Source organism: Streptomyces sp. NPDC014656 (genome assembly GCF_043084305.1).
Lineage (GTDB): Bacteria > Actinomycetota > Actinomycetes > Streptomycetales > Streptomycetaceae > Streptomyces.
In genome coordinates, this window is record NZ_JBIBZN010000021.1 from 1 (window position 1) to 18,568 (window position 18,568).

At 72.6% G+C, this 18,568-nt stretch carries 15 protein-coding genes; 8 read left to right on the forward strand and 7 right to left on the reverse strand.

Annotation, left to right across the window (positions count from 1 at the left end):
* Nucleotides 1–418: 418 nt before the first annotated feature.
* The 6 genes from ACF1ED_RS33435 to ACF1ED_RS33460 all read left to right on the forward strand — a co-directional run bounded on the left by ACF1ED_RS33435 (nt 419) and on the right by ACF1ED_RS33460 (nt 9,687).
* A complete protein-coding gene (locus tag ACF1ED_RS33435) occupies nt 419–1,540 on the forward strand; it encodes a DNA alkylation repair protein (RefSeq protein WP_391766979.1) in 1,122 nt (373 codons plus the stop codon).
* Entirely contained in the window at nt 1,537–5,700 is a 4,164-nt protein-coding gene (locus ACF1ED_RS33440) for an aminotransferase class I/II-fold pyridoxal phosphate-dependent enzyme (RefSeq protein ID WP_391766981.1), read from the forward strand. The genes ACF1ED_RS33435 and ACF1ED_RS33440 overlap by 4 nt, the downstream gene beginning before the upstream one ends.
* Before the next feature lie 102 nt (nt 5,701–5,802).
* The gene (locus ACF1ED_RS33445) at nt 5,803–6,105 is read left to right on the forward strand and encodes a hypothetical protein (RefSeq protein WP_355967335.1); all 303 of its coding nucleotides are present in this window, start codon (nt 5,803–5,805) and stop codon (nt 6,103–6,105) included.
* Nucleotides 6,102–7,271 (forward strand): class II histone deacetylase, encoded by a 1,170-nt coding sequence (locus ACF1ED_RS33450; RefSeq protein WP_391766983.1) that lies wholly within the window; start codon nt 6,102–6,104, stop codon nt 7,269–7,271. Before ACF1ED_RS33445 ends, ACF1ED_RS33450 begins: the two co-directional genes overlap by 4 nt.
* Nucleotides 7,268–8,098, forward strand: a complete 831-nt coding sequence (locus tag ACF1ED_RS33455; protein ID WP_391766985.1) for a thioesterase II family protein — start codon at nt 7,268–7,270, stop codon at nt 8,096–8,098. The genes ACF1ED_RS33450 and ACF1ED_RS33455 overlap by 4 nt, the downstream gene beginning before the upstream one ends.
* Nucleotides 8,095–9,687, forward strand: a complete 1,593-nt coding sequence (locus tag ACF1ED_RS33460) for an MFS transporter (protein ID WP_391766987.1) — start codon at nt 8,095–8,097, stop codon at nt 9,685–9,687. Before ACF1ED_RS33455 ends, ACF1ED_RS33460 begins: the two co-directional genes overlap by 4 nt.
* Nucleotides 9,688–9,755: 68 nt before the next feature.
* Here the strand turns inward: ACF1ED_RS33460 and ACF1ED_RS33465 are convergent, their stop codons facing one another.
* Entirely contained in the window at nt 9,756–10,196 is a 441-nt protein-coding gene (locus ACF1ED_RS33465) for a VOC family protein (protein WP_391766989.1), read from the reverse strand.
* A gap of 207 nt (nt 10,197–10,403) precedes the next feature.
* Here ACF1ED_RS33465 and ACF1ED_RS33470 point away from each other — a divergent pair, with 207 nt between their 5' ends.
* On the forward strand, nt 10,404–10,730 hold the full coding sequence (locus tag ACF1ED_RS33470; RefSeq protein WP_391766991.1) for a VOC family protein: 327 nt from the start codon (nt 10,404–10,406) through the stop codon (nt 10,728–10,730).
* A 19-nt stretch (nt 10,731–10,749) separates the two neighbouring features.
* On the opposite strand, the gene ACF1ED_RS33475 is transcribed toward ACF1ED_RS33470, so the two are convergent.
* The 3 genes from ACF1ED_RS33475 to ACF1ED_RS33485 form a co-directional block, all read right to left on the reverse strand.
* The gene (locus tag ACF1ED_RS33475; RefSeq protein WP_391767177.1) at nt 10,750–11,340 is read right to left on the reverse strand and encodes a TetR/AcrR family transcriptional regulator; all 591 of its coding nucleotides are present in this window, start codon (nt 11,338–11,340) and stop codon (nt 10,750–10,752) included.
* Nucleotides 11,341–12,334: 994 nt separating this feature from the next.
* Nucleotides 12,335–12,940 (reverse strand): TetR/AcrR family transcriptional regulator, encoded by a 606-nt coding sequence (locus ACF1ED_RS33480; protein ID WP_391766993.1) that lies wholly within the window; start codon nt 12,938–12,940, stop codon nt 12,335–12,337.
* Nucleotides 12,941–13,009: 69 nt separating this feature from the next.
* Nucleotides 13,010–13,351, reverse strand: coding sequence for a hypothetical protein (locus ACF1ED_RS33485; protein ID WP_391767185.1), 342 nt, complete (start codon nt 13,349–13,351; stop codon nt 13,010–13,012).
* On the opposite strand from ACF1ED_RS33485, the gene ACF1ED_RS33490 reads away from it, so the two are divergent.
* Nucleotides 13,286–13,435 (forward strand): hypothetical protein, encoded by a 150-nt coding sequence (locus ACF1ED_RS33490; protein WP_391767179.1) that lies wholly within the window; start codon nt 13,286–13,288, stop codon nt 13,433–13,435. The genes ACF1ED_RS33485 and ACF1ED_RS33490 overlap by 66 nt on opposite strands.
* A gap of 163 nt (nt 13,436–13,598) precedes the next feature.
* On the opposite strand, the gene ACF1ED_RS33495 is transcribed toward ACF1ED_RS33490, so the two are convergent.
* The 3 genes from ACF1ED_RS33495 to ACF1ED_RS33505 form a co-directional block, all read right to left on the reverse strand.
* Complete coding sequence (locus ACF1ED_RS33495; protein WP_391766995.1) at nt 13,599–15,197, reverse strand: succinic semialdehyde dehydrogenase; 1,599 nt, start codon at nt 15,195–15,197, stop codon at nt 13,599–13,601.
* Nucleotides 15,198–15,221: 24 nt separating this feature from the next.
* The gene (locus tag ACF1ED_RS33500; RefSeq protein WP_391766997.1) at nt 15,222–16,142 is read right to left on the reverse strand and encodes an acetoacetate decarboxylase family protein; all 921 of its coding nucleotides are present in this window, start codon (nt 16,140–16,142) and stop codon (nt 15,222–15,224) included.
* A gap of 998 nt (nt 16,143–17,140) precedes the next feature.
* A complete protein-coding gene (locus tag ACF1ED_RS33505) occupies nt 17,141–18,388 on the reverse strand; it encodes an NADH:flavin oxidoreductase/NADH oxidase family protein (RefSeq protein WP_391766999.1) in 1,248 nt (415 codons plus the stop codon).
* Between the last annotated feature and the right edge of the window lie 180 nt (nt 18,389–18,568).

An 18,568-nucleotide genomic window follows, 5' to 3' on the forward strand; every position in this document is an offset into this window, starting at 1 on the left:
TTGACGTCGTTGGCGCGTGCGTCGTGGCGGGGTGTTGAGCCGTCGTTGTGGTTGTCGACGTTGCGGCGTGGGCGGGTGGATCAGGCGGAGGTGTATGCGGCTGTGGCGGCGTATGCGGGTTCGGGTGCGGGTTCGGTGGACTGGGCTGGTGTGCATGCCGGCAAGGGCCATCGCACGATGACCCTCCCCACCTACCCCTTCCGCCGGCAGAGGTACTGGATCTCCCCGAACCCGAACGCGAACCCGAACGCACCCCAGCCCCCGATACCGACCCCGCCCCCGCCTTCGACCCCCGCCCGACCCTCGACCTCGACCCAACCCTTCCGTTCGGCCTCGGCCCCGACCCCATCCACCCCCGACCCCACTCTTCCGAACAACGTGCAACACCCGCACCACACGAACGAGAGGCACCAGCACCATGGCTAGCGAGTACGGACTGAAGCGTCATTTCAACGGTGAAGCGGCCCGCCTCATCGGCGGCAAGATCCGAGCCGTCCACCCCGGTTTCGACGTGGAGGACTACGCGGCCGAGACCGAGAAGCGCATCCCCGGACTGGAGCTGAAGGACCGGGTCCTGGTCCTCGCCGAAGGCCTGCGGACGCGGCTCCCCGAGGACTACACGAAGGCCGTGCCGATCCTCCTCGCCATCCTCGAGGACGAACTCTCCGAGGGCGAAGGCATGTTCAACAGCAGCTGGTTCCTCATGCCGGTGGCCCGCTACGTCGAGGAGTACGGCCTCGACCACCCCGAGCTGTCCCTCGACGCCATCGAGGAGATCACCAAGCGGCACACCGGCGAGTACGCCATCCGGCCCTACCTCGAACAGCACTACGAGCTGACGATGGAGAAGGTGGCCGGCTGGGCGGTCAGCCCCAGCCACAACGTGCGTCGGCTGGCCACCGAGGGCGTCCGCCCCCGGCTGCCCTGGCATCGCACGCTGGCCTTCTTCGTCAAGGACCCGCAGCCGGTCCTGGAGGTCCTCGAACCGCTGCGCAGCGACCCGTCCGAGTACGTACGGAAGTCCGTCGCCAACAACCTCAACGACATCTCCAAGGACCACCCCGAGGTCGCGCTCGCCACGGCGCTGCGCTGGCTGGAGGAGAGCCCCACTCCCGAGACCCGGTGGATCGTCAAGCACGCTCTGCGGACCCTCGTGAAGAAGGGCGACCAGCAGGCCCTGGGCCTGCTCGGGGCGACCGGCGGCGAGCACGTGCTGGTACCCCGGCTGCGGATCACCCCGGACGCGGTGACCGTCGGCGACACCCTCGTCATCGACTTCGACATCGAGAACACCGACGACCGACGGCACAGCATCGCCGTCGACTACGTGGTGCACCACGTCCGCAAGAACGGGCGCAGCATCCCCAAGGTCTTCAAGCTGACCACGCTCGAACTCGGCCCCGGCGAGAAGCGGACGCTGGAGAAGTCCCACCCCATCAGGGAGGTCCAGACGCGCGTGTACTACTCCGGCGAACATGCCGTCGACATCCAGGTGAACGGCCTCGTGCGGGCCACAGGAACCTTCGGGTTGCGTACGTGAGCGCCCGTCGGATCACCCTCAGGGCCGCCGATCCGCTGGTCGCCGACCACCGGATCGGCGGTGTCCCGGTCGTTCCCGCCGCCGCCCAGATCGACGCACTGCTCTCCGCCTGCGCCGCCGACCTGCCCGACCGGGTCTGGCAGCTGGAGCAGATCGCGTTCAAGACGCCACTGGCCGTCCCCGGCGCCGAGGCCGCCATCGAGGTGGCGGCGGCGGGGGAGGGCCGGCAGGCGGTCCGTTCCCTGCCGTCGGCGCCCGGTGCGGAGCCGGTCGAGCACAGCGTCGCCCGGGTGTCGAGCACCCCCTTGCCGCCGCCTCGCTACGTCGACGTGGCCGAGCTCGGGGCGGGCTGCGCACAGCAGGTTCCGCCGGCGGACATGGCCGCGTGGCGGGACGCGAGCGGCATCTCGTACGGGCCCGCCTACCGGGTCGTCCGGTCGGCGCACCGGGGCCCCGGTCGCATGCTGCTGATGCTCCGGGCCGAGGACAGGCCGGACGGCGGCGCGGTGCCCCCGTTCGTACCGCCACCGCTGCTCGACAGCGTCTTCCAGGCGCTCGGCATGCTCGACGACGGCTCGGCCGGCATGTGCCTGCCCTGGTACGTCGGTCGACTGGTGGCCCGCCGCCGGATCTCCGGTACGGTCTTCGCCCTGGTCGAGAGGGACGAGGCCGCCGACACCGGCGGCGCCGTCCGCGGCCGGGCCGTGGTCTGCAGCCAGCAGGGGGAGACACTCCTGGAACTGGACCGGATCACCCTCAAGGCCGCGGCCCCGGCGGCACCCGCCCCGGCCGGAGACACCGCCACCGCGCCCGTCCCGGCGCCCCGACCGGGCTCCCTCCCCGTGGCGCCTGTGGCGTCGGTGGCGCCTGGAGGGTCCGCGGTGTCCGCCCCGTCCTCGGCGCTCGCCGAAGGCGAACAGGCCGGGTCCGGGCGGACACGGGAGGCGTCCGGACGAGCGGTCCCGACGGTCGAGGCCCTCGTCTGGCGCGAGACGGCCCAGGGACCCGCCCGCCCCGACCCGGCGGCCGGTGCCGGGACGGCCGCCGGTACCGGCGGCCCGGCGGCCGGTGCCGAGCGCACCGTCCTGCTGGTGGCGGCACACGCGCCCCGTGAGACCGGGGGCCACCGCGTCCTCCACCTGACGCCCGAGCGGCTCGTCGACGAGGGCCTCGCCGCCCTGCCGGACGGCACCGTCCCCCAGGACGTCGTCTACGTGGCCCCCGACGGCCCGGCGGACGACGCGGCGGCGGCGACCAAGGCCCTCCAGGACGTCTTCGCGCTGGTCCGCCGGCTCGCCGCCCGCCCGCCCGTGCCCGACCTCCTGATCGTCACCGGCACCGCGCACGCGGTGACGGACGGGGACGAGGTCGACCCCTTCATGACGGCCCTGTGGGGCCTCGGCCGCACCCTGCGCACGGAGCACCCGCGCACCAGGGTCCGCCTGGCCGACCTGGGCCCCGGCCCGGACCGGGCCGGGGGAGCGGAGGACGTCGACGGGGCCTCGCTCTGGGAGGCGCTGCGCCGGAACGGCACGGAGCTCGCCCTCAGGAACGGCACCTGGTACGAGCCCTTCCTGCTGACGGCACCGCCGGCCCCCGCAAGCGAAGTGCGGTACCGGGGCGGCCGCTTCCTGATCACCGGCGGTATGGGCGGCATCGGCTTACGCGTGGCGGAGTTCCTCGCGGACGAGGGCTGCGCCCGGCTGACCCTGGTCGGGCGGACCGTACCCGCACGGGGCGAGGTGCGAGAGCGCCTCGACCGGCTCGCCGAGCGCTGCGACCTCCAGGTCGTCGCCGCGGACGTCCGATCCCTGGGGGAGTCGCTGTCCGGTCCCTTCGACGGGGTGTTCCACGCGGCGGGGGTGCTCCGCGACGGACTCGCCCGGAGCCTCATGCCCGACCGGGTGGACGCCGTCCTCGGTCCCAAGGTGGGCGGTGCGCACGCCCTCGCCGAGCTCGTCTCGGGCGGTGAACACCCCGCCTTCGTCGTCCTGTTCTCCTCGATCGCGGCCGTCCGGGCCAACCTCGGCCAGAGCGCCTACGCCGCGGCCAACGGCTACCTGGACGGCTACGCCGCCCGCAGACGGGCCGAGGGCCTCCCCTGGTACAGCCTCGGCTGGGGCCTGTGGACGGTCGGTATGGGCGAGAGCATCGCGCCCAGGGCTGCCGCGCACGGCGTCGCCGCGCTCACCGAGGACGACGGCATCGCACTGCTCCACACGGCCCTGGGCCGCCCACCCGCGCACTACGTACTCTCCGCCGCGAATGCGAAGGACGCATCCATGACTGCTGTCACGCCCGACGCCGGCCTCTGGCCGTCGCTCACCCTCGCCCTCGGCAAGGTCCTGCACCTCGACTCGGTCTCCGCCGAGGACGACCTGCTGGAGCTGGGCCTCGACTCCATGATGGCCGTCGAACTCGCGGCCTCGCTGGCCGCCGACGGGCTCGACGTGGACCCGATGGCGTTCTTCGAGCACACCCGGGTCGGCACGCTCCTCACGCACTTGGAGTCCCTCCCGCGCGCCGCCGTCCAGGCGCCGTCCCCGCCCGCACCCGCGCTCCGCGAGTCGCCCCACGCGGCCCCCGCCACTCCCGCCTCCCCGGCCCCGGCGACCGCCGTACGGGCGCAGGGTCGGCCGCCCGCACCGGAGCCGGATCCCGCCCGGGCCGCCAATGGCTTCGTGCCCGACTGGGACCGCTTCCGCCAGACGGAGCCCGCCCCGGCGGCCCCCGCGGCCCCGGCCTCCGCGCCCGCCCGCCCGCTGTCCCCGCACCCGCACGCGGGCCCCGCCATATCCTCCGTCCCCGCCATATCCTCCGTCCCCGTCACCCGGCCCCACCCCGCGGCCGTGCCCCACTACGCCGCCGCCCCCCACCCCGCCGTCACGCCCGCCCCCGGCACGAAGCCCCCCGCCGGGGCCCGCGTTCCCCGCCGCACCCTGCCCGGCCGGCTGGCCGACGCCCCGCAGGGCACCTTCCTCGACCGCCGTATCGACGCGCTGTCGGGCGACGACCGCGGGATCGTCGCGAGGGGCGAGTACTTCTACGAGCCCGTGATCGAGGAGGCGTCGGGCTCCCGCATCAAGTTCGACGGCCGCTGGTTCCTGAACTTCGCCTCGTACAGCTACCTCGGGCTGATCGGCCACCCGTACATCGACGACCAGGCGCTGCGCGCCGTCGAGCAGCACGGGACCGGCGCCCACGGCGTACGACTGCTGGCCGGCACCCTGCACCTGCACCGCGAGCTGGAGCTGGCCCTCGCCCGCTTCCTCGGCGCGGAGGACGCCATCGTGTTCTCCAGCGGCTACATGGCGAACGTGGCCACGGTCGGCGCCCTCGTCGGTCCGGGCGACACCGTGATCGGCGACGTCTACAACCACGCCAGCATCCTGGACGGGTACCGGCTGTCCAACGCCAAGGTCGTCACCTACGCCCACAACGACCTCGCCGACCTCGAACGCGCCCTGCGCAAGGCGGGGGACGGCGGGCGCCTGGTCGTCACCGACGCCGTGTTCAGCATGGACGGCGACGTGGCCGACCTGCCCGGCATCCTGGAGCTGTGCGAGCGGTACGACGCCCCTCTGATGGTCGACGAGGCGCACAGCCTCGGCGTGCTGGGCGACACCGGGCGCGGCATCACCGAGCACTTCGGCATCGACCCGGACCGCGTCCACGTCAAGATGGGCACGCTCTCCAAGACCGTCCCGAGTGCCGGTGGCTACGTCGCCGGCTCCCGCGACCTGATCTTCGCGCTGAAGAACAACGCGCGGGGCTGGATGTTCTCCGCAGCGGCCACGCCCGCCCAGGTGGCCGCCGCCAAGGCCGCCGTCGAGGTGATGGCCGCCGCGCCGTCCCTGCCGCGTGAGCTGCGAGCCAGGACCACCCGGTACCGGGACCAGTTGCACGCCCTGGGCTTCGACACGCTCGCCAGCGAGACACCCGTCGTGCCCCTGATCTGCTCCAGCGCCGACCAGGCCGTGGAGATGGCGCGGCTCTGCCAGCTGGACGGGCTCTTCGTCCAGCCGATCGTGTACCCGGCCGTGCCGCGGACCCTTCCCCGGCTGCGGACCATCGTCAACCTCAGCCACACCGAAGCCGACCTGGACGCGGCAGTCGTCACGCTCGAGAAGGCCGGCCGCGCCTGCGGCCTCGTCCACTGACCGACCACACCCGCGCGGCACCGTTCCCCGGCACGGGGGCCCCCGCGCACCCGCACCGACCGACGTACCGACCGATGCACCGCGAGCAAGGGGGATCAGACCATGACCGACACCACGGCGTTCTTCGGAGCGGTTCTGAAGACCATCGCCTCGACCCGCAACCACGACAGCGACCCGGCGGCGTTCGCGTCCGGAGTGGCGGAGCCGGCGGCGCGCATCCGCGCGCTGGAGAAGGAGATCGGCGAGAGGGGACTGACCCCCGCCGAGGCCGAGGAGATCCTCCGTCTGCTGGAGACGACGCTGCGCACCAAGCGCACACCCGACGAGGAGCGCGAGTACTACCTCCAGTACATCGAGAAGGTGTCCGGCGTCAGCCGCGCCTCGCTGGGAGTGTCCGGCTGGTGAGCGGCTCCCGACTCGCGTGGTTCAGCCACGAGATCTGCTTCTGGCACGACCCCGGCGCCGGCTCGGGATACGTACCGGTCGGGCCCGGCGTCGAACCGCTGCGGCAGTTCGCGGTCGACCCCGACCTGCGGCGTGCCGAGGGCCTGGTCAAGGCGACCGGGGTGATGGACCACTACACGGCCCACACCCCGGCGCCCGCCACCGACGAGGAACTGCTCCTCGTCCATGTCCCCGGCCACATCGACCGGGTCGAGGCCGCCTCGGCAGCCGGCGCCGGAGACGCGGGCGTGTACGCCCACGTCAATTACCACAGCGCGCGGGCGGCCAGGCTCGCCGCCGGTGCCTGTGTCCAGGCCGCGACAGGAGTCCTGGACGGCAGGTTCGACCGGGCCTACTGCCTGGTGCGCCCGCCCGGCCACCACGCCGAGCCCGACCGGGCGATGGCGCTGTGTCTCTACAACAACCTGGCGGTGGCGGCCCGCGCGGCGCGGCGCCACGGGGCGCGGCGGGTGCTGATCCTCGACTGGGACGTGCACCACGGCAACGGCATCCAGCGCACCTTCTACGAGGACCCCGACGTCCTGTACGTCTCCGTCCACCAGGACGGGCTGTTTCCCGCCGCGTCCGGTCTCGTCATGGAGACCGGCTCCGGCGAGGGCACGGGCAGCACGCTCAACGTGCCGCTGCCGGCCGGGTCGGGCCACGGCGCCTACCTCGCGGTCATGGAACGGATCGTGGAGCCGGCGGCCCGCGCCTTCGGCCCGGACCTGATCCTGGTCGCGGCGGGCGTGGACGCGGGAGGCCACGACCCCATGGGCCGGATGATGTGCACCAGCCGGACCTTCCACGCCATGGCCTCGGCCATGGTCCGGCTCGCCGACGAACTGACGGGCGGCCGGGTCGTGTTCGCCCACGAGGGCGGCTACTCGGCGTGGTACCAGCCGATGCTGGTGCTCGGCACGGCAACCGGGATCGCCGGTCTGCCGACGCCCGAGGACCCGTTCCTGCACTCCCTGGAGCACCTTCCGGGGCAGCGCCTCCAGCGCCACCAGGAGCGGGTGATCCTGCACCTGGAGAAGCACCACCCGCTGCTGGCCGGCGGCCCGCCGGCCGGACTGCCCGTGACTGCCGGACACGCCGTGTCCGGGGACGCGGGGACCGGATGACCGGCTGGTGGATGAAGGTGGGCGGCGGTGCCCGCCGTACCGCCGGGAGTGGCCCGGGGTACGCGTCCCGGGTCCGCCCGCGGTTCCGGGTGGTGGCGCTCCCGCACGCCGGGGGGTGGCCCTCCGCCTTCCGCTCCTGGTGGCAGGTGCTGCCGGAGGACGTCGAGTGCGTCGTGGCCCAGCTGCCCGGCCGGGGCGCGCGCATCGGTGAGCCGCCCGTGAACCGGGTGGAGCCGATGGTCGAGGCCCTGGCCGGCGAACTCGCCGAGCTGGAACCGCTGCCCTACGCGGTCGTCGGGCACAGCTTCGGCAGCGTGCTCGGCTTCGAGCTCACCCGCGCGATGGAGTCCAAGGGCCTGCCTCCGGTCCGTCTCGCGGTATCGGCGCGGCAGCCGCCGTGCTTCCCCAGCGAGCCGCCCTTCGCCCACCTCGGAACCGACGAGGAGCTGCTGACGCACCTGACGGACATAGGAGGGATGTCTCCGGGGGTGAGGGACCGCGCCGACCTGATCGGTCCGTCGCTCCGGGCGATCCGCGCCGACCTGGAGGCCATGGAGACCTACCGGCGTCCCCGGTCCGGGGTCGCCTCTCCGATCCTCGCCCTCGGAGCCGTCGACGACCCGGTGGTGATCGGCGACCGGATGCACCTGTGGTCGCTGGAGACCTCCGGGGCCTTCGAGTACCGCACCTTCACCGGAGGCCACTTCTACCTCTACACCCCTGCCCACGCGGCCGCCGTCACGGCGCTTCTGCTGCCCGCCCCGACCCCGCCGCTTCAGGCGGCGCCCCTCATGCCTCTGCCCGGTGTCCGCGCCGGGCAGCGATGAGTACGTCCCCGAAAGGAACACCGTTGACCACCGACGTCGACACCCCCGCACAGGCAACGCCACGTGAGTGGCTGGGTCTGGCAGTGCTGGCACTGCCGACCCTGCTCCTCTCCATCGACGTGAGCGTGCTGCACCTCGCCGTTCCACACATCAGCGCGGCCCTGGACCCCTCCGCCTCCCAGATGCTGTGGATCATCGACATCTACGGCTTCCTGATCGCCGGCTTCCTGGTGACCATGGGAACCCTGGGAGACCGCATCGGCCGCCGCAAGCTGCTGCTGATCGGCGCGGCCGCGTTCGGCCTCGCCTCGCTGGCGGCCGTGTTCGCCGACGGCCCGGTCTCCCTGATCGTGGCGCGGGCGGCGATGGGCCTCGCCGGAGCCACGCTGATGCCCTCCACCCTGGCCCTGATCATCAACATGTTCCAGGACGCGCGGCAGCGCGGTGTGGCCATCGCGGTCTGGGTCACGATGTTCTCCGTGGGCATCGCGCTCGGCCCGGTGGTGGGCGGTGCCATGCTGGAGTACTTCTGGTGGGGTTCGGTCTTCCTGCTGGGCGTGCCGATCATGGCGCTGCTCCTGGTGGCCGGTCCGATGCTGCTGCCGGAGTACCGTGACGAGGAGGCCGGGAGCCTCGACCTGACGAGCGTGGCCCTGTCGCTCGCCGCCATTCTGCCGGTGATCTACGGCCTCAAGGAGATCGCCAACGACGGGTTCGGTGCGGTGCCCGCCGCCGCCCTCGTCGTGGGCCTCGTCGTCGGTGTGCTCTTCGTCCGCCGCCAGCGGACCCTGGAGAACCCGCTGATGGACCTGGCGCTGTTCAGGACCGCCACTTTCCGCACCGCGCTGGTGACGCTGCTGCTCAGCATGCTGGTGGCGGGCGGCACGTACCTGATGGTGACCCAGTTCCTGCAGCTCGTCGGCGGGCTGAGCCCGATGAAGGCGGGCCTGTACCTGCTGCCGGCGGCGTTCGCGCTGATCGTCACCGCGGTGGTGTCCCCGATGGCGGCGAGCCGCTTCCGGCCCGCGTACGTGGTCGCGGTCGGCCTGCTCGTCTCGGCGGTCGGCCACCTGATGCTGAGCATGGCCGACAGCACCTCGGGCATCGCCCAGGTGGTGACCGGATTCGCCTTCGTGTACGCCGGTGGCGGCCCGCTGATCGCACTGGGCACGGACATCGTGGTCGGGGCCGCCCCGCCGGAGCGGGCCGGCGGGGCCGCGGCCCTCTCGGAGACGAGCACCGAGCTCGGCATGGCGCTGGGCGTCGCGATCCTCGGCAGCCTCGGCGCCGCCCTCTACCACGCGGGCGTCAAGGTGCCGGAGGGTGCGCCGGACCACGCCGGTGACACGCTGGCCGGGGCGGTCGACGCCGCGCGAGGCCTGTCCGCCGAGGCGGCCTCCGGGCTGCTGGCCTCCGCGCGTGAGGCGTTCACCGACGGCCTGAACGTCATCGGCGGCCTCGGGGCCGCTGTCGCGGTCGCCTCCGCCGTGCTGGTGGCCGCCGTCGTGAAGCTGCCTGCCACGGGTGGTCAGGCCGACGGGTCGGACGGCGCGGCGGAAGCGGCGCCGGTCGTGGGCGCGGAGAAGTGACGGCACGTCCCGCCCCGTAAGGGCGGCCCGAGTTCGGCCCGCGTCCCTGCTGGACGCGGGCCGAACTGTCATGCCCCGGTGCTGGAGCCGGCGGCGTACGCGGCGGCGTAGTCGGCCGTGGGAGGGATGGGCGTGATGACGTCCACCAGGACGCCGTCGGGGGCGGCCACGATGAAGTGGCGCTGTCCGAAGTCCTCGCTCCGCAGCTCCAGAGCGACCCGGAGCCCGGCGCGCCGCACCAGCCGCTCGTACTTGGCGTCCACGTCCGTCACCTCGAAGTTGAGGATGAGGCCACCGGCCGGACGGCGGTGGCCCTCGGGAATCGTGGGGTGGTCGGCGGATACCAGCGCCAGTTCGTGGAACGGCGGTTCGGGCCGGCGCAGGCTGACGTACCAGTCACTCGTATAGGTCGTCTCGAAGCCGAAGTGCGTGCGGTAGAAGGCCACGGCCTCTTCGAGGAGTTCGGTGCAGATCACCGGATAGAAGCTGGTCAGGGTCGAGGAGGTCATCGTGGCACCGTTCCGATCGAGAGATGCGTCCGTTCGGTTCCTCAACGATCCTCGCTCCCCGGCGTCACGCCAGGGCGTGTCCTGGGCGCCGCCCGCTCGTTGCCCTCTTAAGGGCGCGTTGACATACCTGCGGTACGCCCTTAGCGTCATTTGACCTACCGTTGGTATGTGAGCGGAGTCGTCTCGATGATAACCAGCCTGTGTCCGGTGATCTGCACGTCGCGCATGGACCAGACCCGCAGCTTCTACGGAAGGCTCTTCGGGCTCACCGTCGCCCGCGCGACCCCCTGGTACACCGCGCTGGCCCGGACGGGGGAGCGGCGCCCCACGCTCGCCCTCCTCGACCACACCCACCCCGCCCTGCCCGAGGCGTTCCGCACCCCGATGCGCGCGGTCCGGATCGCCCTCGACGTGGAGGACCGCCCCGGACTGTGGGAGAGCCTCGCCGCCGACGGAGCCGTACGGGGCGGAGACCCGCGGCGCGGTTCCCTCGTCGACCCCAACGGCGTCCGGATCGACGTCCAGGTGGTCTGACCCGCGACCCGGCCGGCCGTCACTTCGCCCGCAACGCCTCCAGGAGCCGCGTCAGCGCGAGCCGGGTGGCCTCGAGGTCGGCGGAGTCCTCCGACGAGGCCAGCCACAACGCGGCCTCGTTCATCGCTCCGGAGAGCAGATGTGTCAGCGGCGCCGCGGGCTGCGCCGGGATGACGCCCTCGGCGATCAGGGTGTCGAGGGCGTCGGCGAGGTGCCGGCCCGAGGTGGCCGCGGTCATCGCCCGCCAGCTCGGCCAGCCGAGCACGGCCGGTCCGTCCACCAGCATGACGCGCTGGACCGAAGGATTCGTGGTGGCGTCGAGGAACGCCTGGCAGCCCGAGGCGAGTTGGCTCCAGGAGTCCTCCTCGGCGTCCGCCGTCGCCGCGACGTACGCGGCCACCTCCTCCTGGACCTCTTCCAGCACGGCCTGGAAGAGGGCGCTCTTGCTTTCGAAGTGGTGGTAGAGCGCACCCTTGGTCACACCGGCCGCCTCGACGACCTGCGACAGGTTGACGGCCGCGTACCCGTGCGTCGAGAAGAGCCGTCGGCTCTCGCTCAGCAGGGTGTGCCGCGTCTGCTCGCGCTGCAGCGCCCGGACCCCACTTCCCATCATGCCCCCTGTTTCCCGCCTGACTAGCCGAAAGCTTGCCCATACGGTACTTCGTGACCCTGCGGGGAGGCAGATGGCTACGCGGGGTGGGACCGGCCGGGCGGCAGGAACTCATCGGCCGCGCGCGGTGGACCCCCGGGAAACGCCCGAGGCTGCAGCCGATCGGGTCAGCGCGACGGCCCATCGCCCCCGACAGCCGACGACCCTGGAGCCTGACGTCCGGACTCGGCCCCGGACCGTGTGCGTGGCTGCCTTCCGAACACGTCGGCGTGAGGTTGGAAAAGCTCGCTTTCAAGACCTACAGGCATCTGATGCCCGGGGCGATCGGAAGCGCAGCCAAGATCTTGGACATGGGGCCGGCGGCGCAGTCCGGCGCCGAGCGGCGCCTGTCGGGGCGTGAGGACCTGCGCCCGTCGGGGCGGCAGCAGGGAGCGGTCGGCGGGGGACCGGACGGCACACAGCCGGCGCGCACTCCGCTGGTCCGCAGGACGCCTGTCGTTCGGCTCGGCCCCGGCGCTCCACGGCCGACCCCTTGCCCACATCCTCCCCTCGACGCCCTCGGTGCCGTGGGGACCTGGCGTCGGACGAGCACGGTCGCAGACGAGCGTGGTCCCCCGCCGGTAGGCCCGTAGAGGCCGTCAGGCGCTGATGGCCGACCCGGCGGGCTCTCGTCCTCGGCCGGTTGTGCGTCGTCGTGCCAACTCCTGGGCGCGGGAGGTCGACGCCGTCGGTCGGGGCCACGGACGGCTCGCCGATGAGGGCCGGGTGGAGGTGACCGGAGCGGCCGGCACGGTCCGTACTCTTCGCGCCCGGCTCGCGGTCGTGGTCTGCACCGGCACGGAACCCGCCCTCCCGCCGGCCGAAGGGTTCGGCCGCGGACGTGACGCCGTCGTGTTCACCTTGGCCGGCCTGATCGCCGCGCCGACGCCGGACGCTCACCTACCGGTGAGGCCGTCCCCTCGGTCGTCGACACCGGGATTCCCGTCCCCCGCCGTCAGCCGGTCGCCATGGCCGACTGGACGGCGGGCGAGGCGGTGAACAGGGCGAAGACGGAGGCGCGGACCTGCTGGGCGACGGCCTCGGGGGTCGAGGCGTCGAGCTTGCCGTCGAGGTGGAGGAAGGCCAGGCCGTGGACGAGCGCCCACACCGTGGTCGCCAGGGCCTCGGTGTCACCGGTGCCGGGAAAGGCGTCCCGGACGATGCCCCGGACGTACGCGGAGATGGCCTCCGTGGCGGCGACGCGTTCCTCGCTGGTCGGGTCACAGGGCTCGGCGAACATGGCGCGGAACATCGCGGGGTGGTCGAGCGCGAACCGGACGTAGGCGACGGCGACGGCCGCCAGGTCGGCCGGCGCCGCCGGGGCGGGGTGGGCCGCCGACAGGTCCTCGGCGAGCTCCCGGTACCCCTCGGCCGCGACGGCGGAGACGAGCGCCTCGCGGTCGGCGTAGTGCCGGTAGGGAGCCGTGGCCGAGACGCCCGCACGCCGTGCCACCGCGCGCAGCGACAGGCCCGCGCTGCCGTCTTCCTCCAGCAGTTCCCGTGCCGCCCGCAGGCAGGCGGCCCGCAGGTCACCGTGATGGTACGTGCTGTTCTGTGACATGGGTCACTCTCGCTCTCCTGATGTGTCCACCGCTTATGTCGCGATTCTTATGTGAACGGTGCATACATCCTAAGCGATCGAAAGGGAAGAGGGAACCGGCGTGATCAGTGAGCTGTTCTCGCTGCTGCTGCTGCGCTCCGGGCAGGTGCTGAAGAACCGGATCGCGAAGGCCGCGAAGTCCGGCGGCGGGGTGGTCCGGATGCAGATCGACCACCCCGGCCGACAGGTCGCCTCCGCCGTGCCGGGTGTCGTGTGGGGGTCACCGGCATCGGCGTCAGCCTGGGCAAGCACGGCAGCCGCTTCGGCCGTCCGACGGCCATGACCCCGCGGCAGGTCGACGACACCGTGACCCGGTTCGCCGTCACCGCCCACCGTGCCGAGGAAGCCGGTTTCGACGGGGTGGAGATCCACGCGCCCACGGCTGCCTCCTGTCGCAGTTCCTTTCCCCTCCATCGCGTCTGGCTGACCACGACGAGGCGGACGGAGCGGGCGTGAGCCCCGGACCGGACCGTCCGGGGCTTCGGGCCGCGCACGTGATTCCTGGTGAGGGCGGTCCGCGGAACGCGGCTCGGACCGGTCCGTCCGTGGCGGGTGGGGCGACGGCGGACCGGCCGGAGCTCGTGTGCCCGGGCGGCGGCACGGCCGGGGCGATCGCCGTTCAGCGCATGCCGATCGCCTTCATGACCTTGAGCGCCCCGGTCAGCAGGCCGGCCCAGTTCTCGGGGGTGATGCCCTTCGGCGGGTAGAAGCCCTGGAGGCGCTGGTGGGCCACGGTCTGTGCTTCGGTGTACTTGAGGAGGCCCTCGGCTCCGTGGCGGCGGCCGAGGCCGGAGTCGCCCATGCCGCCCATGGGGGCGTCGATGCTGCCCCAGGCGGCGGCGAAGGCCTCGTTGACGTTGACCGTGCCGGCGTGCACGCGGGCGGCGACGGCCCTGCCGCGGGCGCCGTCGCCCGACCAGACGCTGGCGTTGAGGCCGTAGGCCGTGGCGTTCGCCCGGGAGACCGCCTCGTCCACGTCGCGGTAGGAGTGGACGGACACGACCGGGCCGAAGGTCTCGTGGTCGTACACCGTCATGTCGGGGGTGACGTCGGTGAGGACGGTCGGCTCGTGGAACAGCGGTCCGAGGTCGGGGCGGGCCTTGCCGCCGGCGAGGACGGTGGCGCCCTTGGCGACGGCGTCGCCGACGTGCTCGGTGACGGTCTTGAGCTGCGACGGGGTGGTGAGGCTGCCGACGTCGACGCTGTAGTCGTAGGCGGCTCCGATCTTCAGCTTCTTGGTCCGTGCCACGAACGCGGCGACGAACTCGTCGCGGATGGACTCGGCCACGTAGAGGCGCTCGATGGAGACGCACAGCTGGCCGGCGGACGGGAAGCAGGCGTTGACGGCGCCCTCGGCGGCCTTCTCGACGTCGGCGTCGTCCAGGACGATCATGGCGTTCTTGCCGCCGAGTTCGAGGGATGCGCCGATGAGGCGCCGGCCGGCGTCGGCGGCGATCTGGCGTCCGGTGGCGGTGGAGCCGGTGAACATCATGTAGTTCGCGTTGTCCATCAGGGCGTCCCCGATGGAGCTGCCCCGGCCGATGACCATCTGCCAGACGTCGGCCGGCAGCCCCGCCTCGTACATGAGGTCCATGGACCACAGGGCGGTCAGGGCGGTCTGGGTGTCGGGCTTCTGCACGACGGCGTTGCCGGCCATCAGCGCCGCGATGGTGTCGCTGGCCGCCATGCTCAGCGGGTAGTTCCACGGTGAGATGACGGTGACGACGCCCTTGGGGTGGCGCAGTTCGGTGGTGTGGGTGAGCAGGGGGATCGCGCCGCGGCGCCGCTTGGGGCCGAGGTACTTGCCGGCGTTGCGGGCGTAGTAGCGGGAGACGATGCCGATGTCGACGACTTCGAGGTGGGCGTCGCGGCGGGTCTTGCCGTTCTCGGCCTGCATCAGGTCCAGCGCCTGCTCCTGCCGGGCCAGGACGAGGTCGTGGTAGCGCAGCAGGATCCGCTCGCGCTCCGCGATCGGCGTGGCGGCCCAGGACTTCTGCGCGACGCGGGCCCGTCCGAACGCGGCCTCGACGTCCTCGGGGGTGGAGACCGGGAGGTCGGCCAGGGGGACGCCGGTGTAGGGGGCGTGGGTGGTGACGCGGGCGGCGTCCGGGGCGGCCGAGACGCGCGCGGTCAGCTGCTTCAGCAGGGCCGGGGTGAGGGACGCGGGCAGAGCCAGGCTGCGGGCGGCCGCGGGGCGGCCGGCGTGTTCGGTGACCATGACGGGACTCCTTGCTGCTCGCTGCTACTTGTTCCGGCTCTTGACCGAGGTGGGGACCGGCATGTGGAGGGCGGCCTGGCCCTCGGTCATGACGTCGAACTGGATGGTCCGCTTCGGCTTGAGCGAGCGCAGGTCGTCGGACATGCGGCCTTCGCCGAGCTGGAGGGTGATGCCGCTGGTGCTGCGTGTAGTGCCGGCGTTCAGCACGTTGGTCTGGTTCAGGGTGGAGTGCCAGGCGCCGTTGATCCGCGTGTACGAGGTGAGCGAGCCGACGCGCTCCCCGCTCGGGTAGGCCCGCTGGGCCGGGGTGTCCGCCAGGAGCGACATGTCGACTCCACCGGCGTCGTTGGCGACGCGGGCGGTCGTCCGGAGGTCGTCGATGTCGACGTCGAGCTCGGTGGTCCACTTGGGGAAGCCGTAGCCGTCGTGGCCCCGGACCTGCGCGATGTCCGAGTTCACCGGAAGGGACAGTACGTACGAGTCGAGGTGCTCGTTCTTCAGGCCGGAGACGAGGTCGAAGAAGCCGAGCTTCCCGTGCCGCGCGGGCTTGACCGCGATGCCGACGGCCGCCTCGGTGTAGAAGTCGATGTCGGCCACGTCGTAGCGGAAGAACATCACCGACACCAGGCCGAGGCCGGGCGCGATCTCCAGCGGCGAGAGCTCCTCGGGGAGCCGGGCGCGGATCGCCTTGGACGGCGCGACCATCGTGAGCCGGGCGGTGGAGATCGTGTAGTAGAAGTTCGGGGTGAGCGTCGGTCCGATCGGCGAGTCGACCTTGGTCTTGGGCAGCCGGCGGAAGAAGTCCACGCCGCTCACGCGCGGGTCGCGGGCGATCTCGTCCAGGTCGGGGTTCATCCGGTAGCGGTCGTACAGGCCGCCCTTCGGGACCGCGACCTCACGGCTGCCCAAGGTGACCTTGACGGTGTCCTTCTGCGTCGAAGACATGGAGGGGACTCCTTGCTAGCGATGTAAGCGGTGTATACATAACCGTAGGGGAAGATGTAAGCACCGTCAACAAGGGAAGGGGGATCTTTGCGGAAGGGCCTCGGGGGGCGGCGGAAGCGCTGTACGGCCGCGGCGCGCCCGGTCGGGGGTGCCCGGTCGGGGCGGCCGGGGCCGCGTCGTGCCTCCGGCCCGGCTTTCGAACCGCTCGGCGGACGGTCGAGAACGACGCGGCCAGGCCCCGCCGACAGCTGCCGGAAGAACCTGGCCTTCAAGGTGTACTCTCGGATGCCGGGAGCGGCGGCCCGAGCTCGTGTGGTCGTGGCCGCCCGGGCCTCACACGGGAAACCCGGACCGCCGCTCCCGCCGCGGTGGACCGGATGCGCCGAGCTGGTCACCCGGGACGGCGAAGCCGAGCGGGCGTGGCGGCCCCGCTGCCCGCCGGACGGCGATGGGCCGGTGAACTCCCGCCCGGTGTCCGGCGGTTCACGGTGAGGGGTCGCGCCGCCGCGAACCGCCCGACGCCGAACGGCCTTGCCTGAGCCGGCGGTACGCGGTGGACGGGATGCTGGACCGGACGGCCGTCACGGCTCCCGGCCGCTGCTCCGTCTCCGGATCGGCGGACGAGCGGGGATCGTCGTGCGCGGAGCCCGGAGGATCCTCCGGAGCGGCCCGGCTCTGGATCGGTTCTGGCATCGTCGCGCTCTCGTCTCGGGTTCGAGGGAGGCCGAGCTCTCCGGCCGCACCCTGTGGGGCGGACCTCTCGTGACCGGGGCCGCGCGCCCTGGTGCGGGGGTGCCGGTCGACGGGCCGCTGGTGCACGGCGGTCCGGGCACCGAAGCGCGTCTCGTACGGGCGCGGGGGCCTCTTGTGGGGAGGCGCCGAGGCGGGGGAGACGCCCCGGCGCGGTGATCGCCGCAGTCCGGGGAGGGTTCGGCAGGGGAGCCGGCGATGCCGCCGCGGGGCGACGGGCGCGTCTCGCGGCGGCATCGGCGACCGTGTCAGGCCTCGGCGCCCCGTGGCTTGGCGAGCCAGGCGCGGTAACTGCGCAGGGCGCGCTGCTGCTTGCGGCGCTCGGACACGAGGGCGATCGCCGGGTGGGTGCCGGGCTTGGTCTTGCGCCCGCGGGCGAGGCGGCGCATCTGGTGACGCACCTGGGCCATGCCGGCGGCGGAGGCGAGCGCCTTGTCGGACCAGGTCACCGCCCGCAGGGAGCGCTCGGCCTCGCGGCCCTGGCGCCAGCGCTCGGGGAGGTCCGGCGTGACGGCGAGGGCGGTGCCCATACCGAGCACCGAAACGCCGCTGTCGAGAACCCGTTCCGCCGTGGCGCGGCGGGTGATGCCGCCGGTGAGCATGAGGGGCAGGGGGCTGGTTTTGACGAGGTCCTTGGCGAGGTCGAGGAAGTAGGCCTCGCGGGCCTGGGTGCGGTCGTCGGCGGGGCGGCCGGTCATGGCGGGGCTTTCGTAGCTGCCGCCGGAGAGTTCGACCAGGTCGACGCCGAGGGGTTCGAGCATCCCGATCACCTGGCGGGCGTCATCGGCTTCGAAGCCGCCGCGCTGGAAGTCGGCGGAGTTGAGCTTGACCGCGACGGCGAAGGCGGGGGAGACCGTCGCGCGGACGGCGCGGACGATGTCCAGGAGCATGCGGGCCCGGTTCTCCAGCGGGCCGCCCCACCGGTCGGTGCGCTTGTTGACCAGGGGCGAGAGGAACTGTGACAGGAGGTAGCCGTGGGCCGCGTGGATCTCCACCCCGTCGAAACCGGCTTCCTCGGCGCGCCGTGCGGTCACCGCGTACCGGGTGACGGTCTCCTGGATCTGCTGGGGCGTCATGGCGGTGGGCTTGCCGAAGCGGCTGCTGTGCCTGCCCAGGCTGACGCCGATGTCGGTGGGCCCCCACACGACGCCGGGCATGTCGGAGGCGACCTGTCGGCCGGGGTGGTTGATCTGCATCCAGACCGCCCCGCCGCCGGACTTCGCGGCCTTCGCCCAGGCGGTGAACGGTTCCAGGGGGGCGTGCTCGTCGAGCACGACGCCGGCTGGTCCGGTCAGGGCCTCGGCGTGGACCATCACGTTGCCGGTGATCAGCAGACCGGTGCCGCCCGCGGCCCAGCGCCGGTAGAGCGACAGCAGCTGCCGGTCGGGGAGCTGGCCGTCGTCGGCCATGTTCTCCTCCATGGCGGCCTTCGCGATCCGGTTCTTGAGCACCTGCCCGGAGCGCAGGGTCAGTGGCGAGAACAGCTCGCTGGTCATCCCGATCTCTCTTCCCTCTCGATCACGTACGATGTTTGCACTACTTACATTAAAGCATCAATGTAATCATCGTAAACATTGAGGGGTGTGGGGTGGGTCGCACGGGGGCACGGTGAGCTCCGGCGCACCCCTGGGAACGGAAGGCCCGAAGCGCGGAAGGGCCCGCCCGCGCCGTCACGG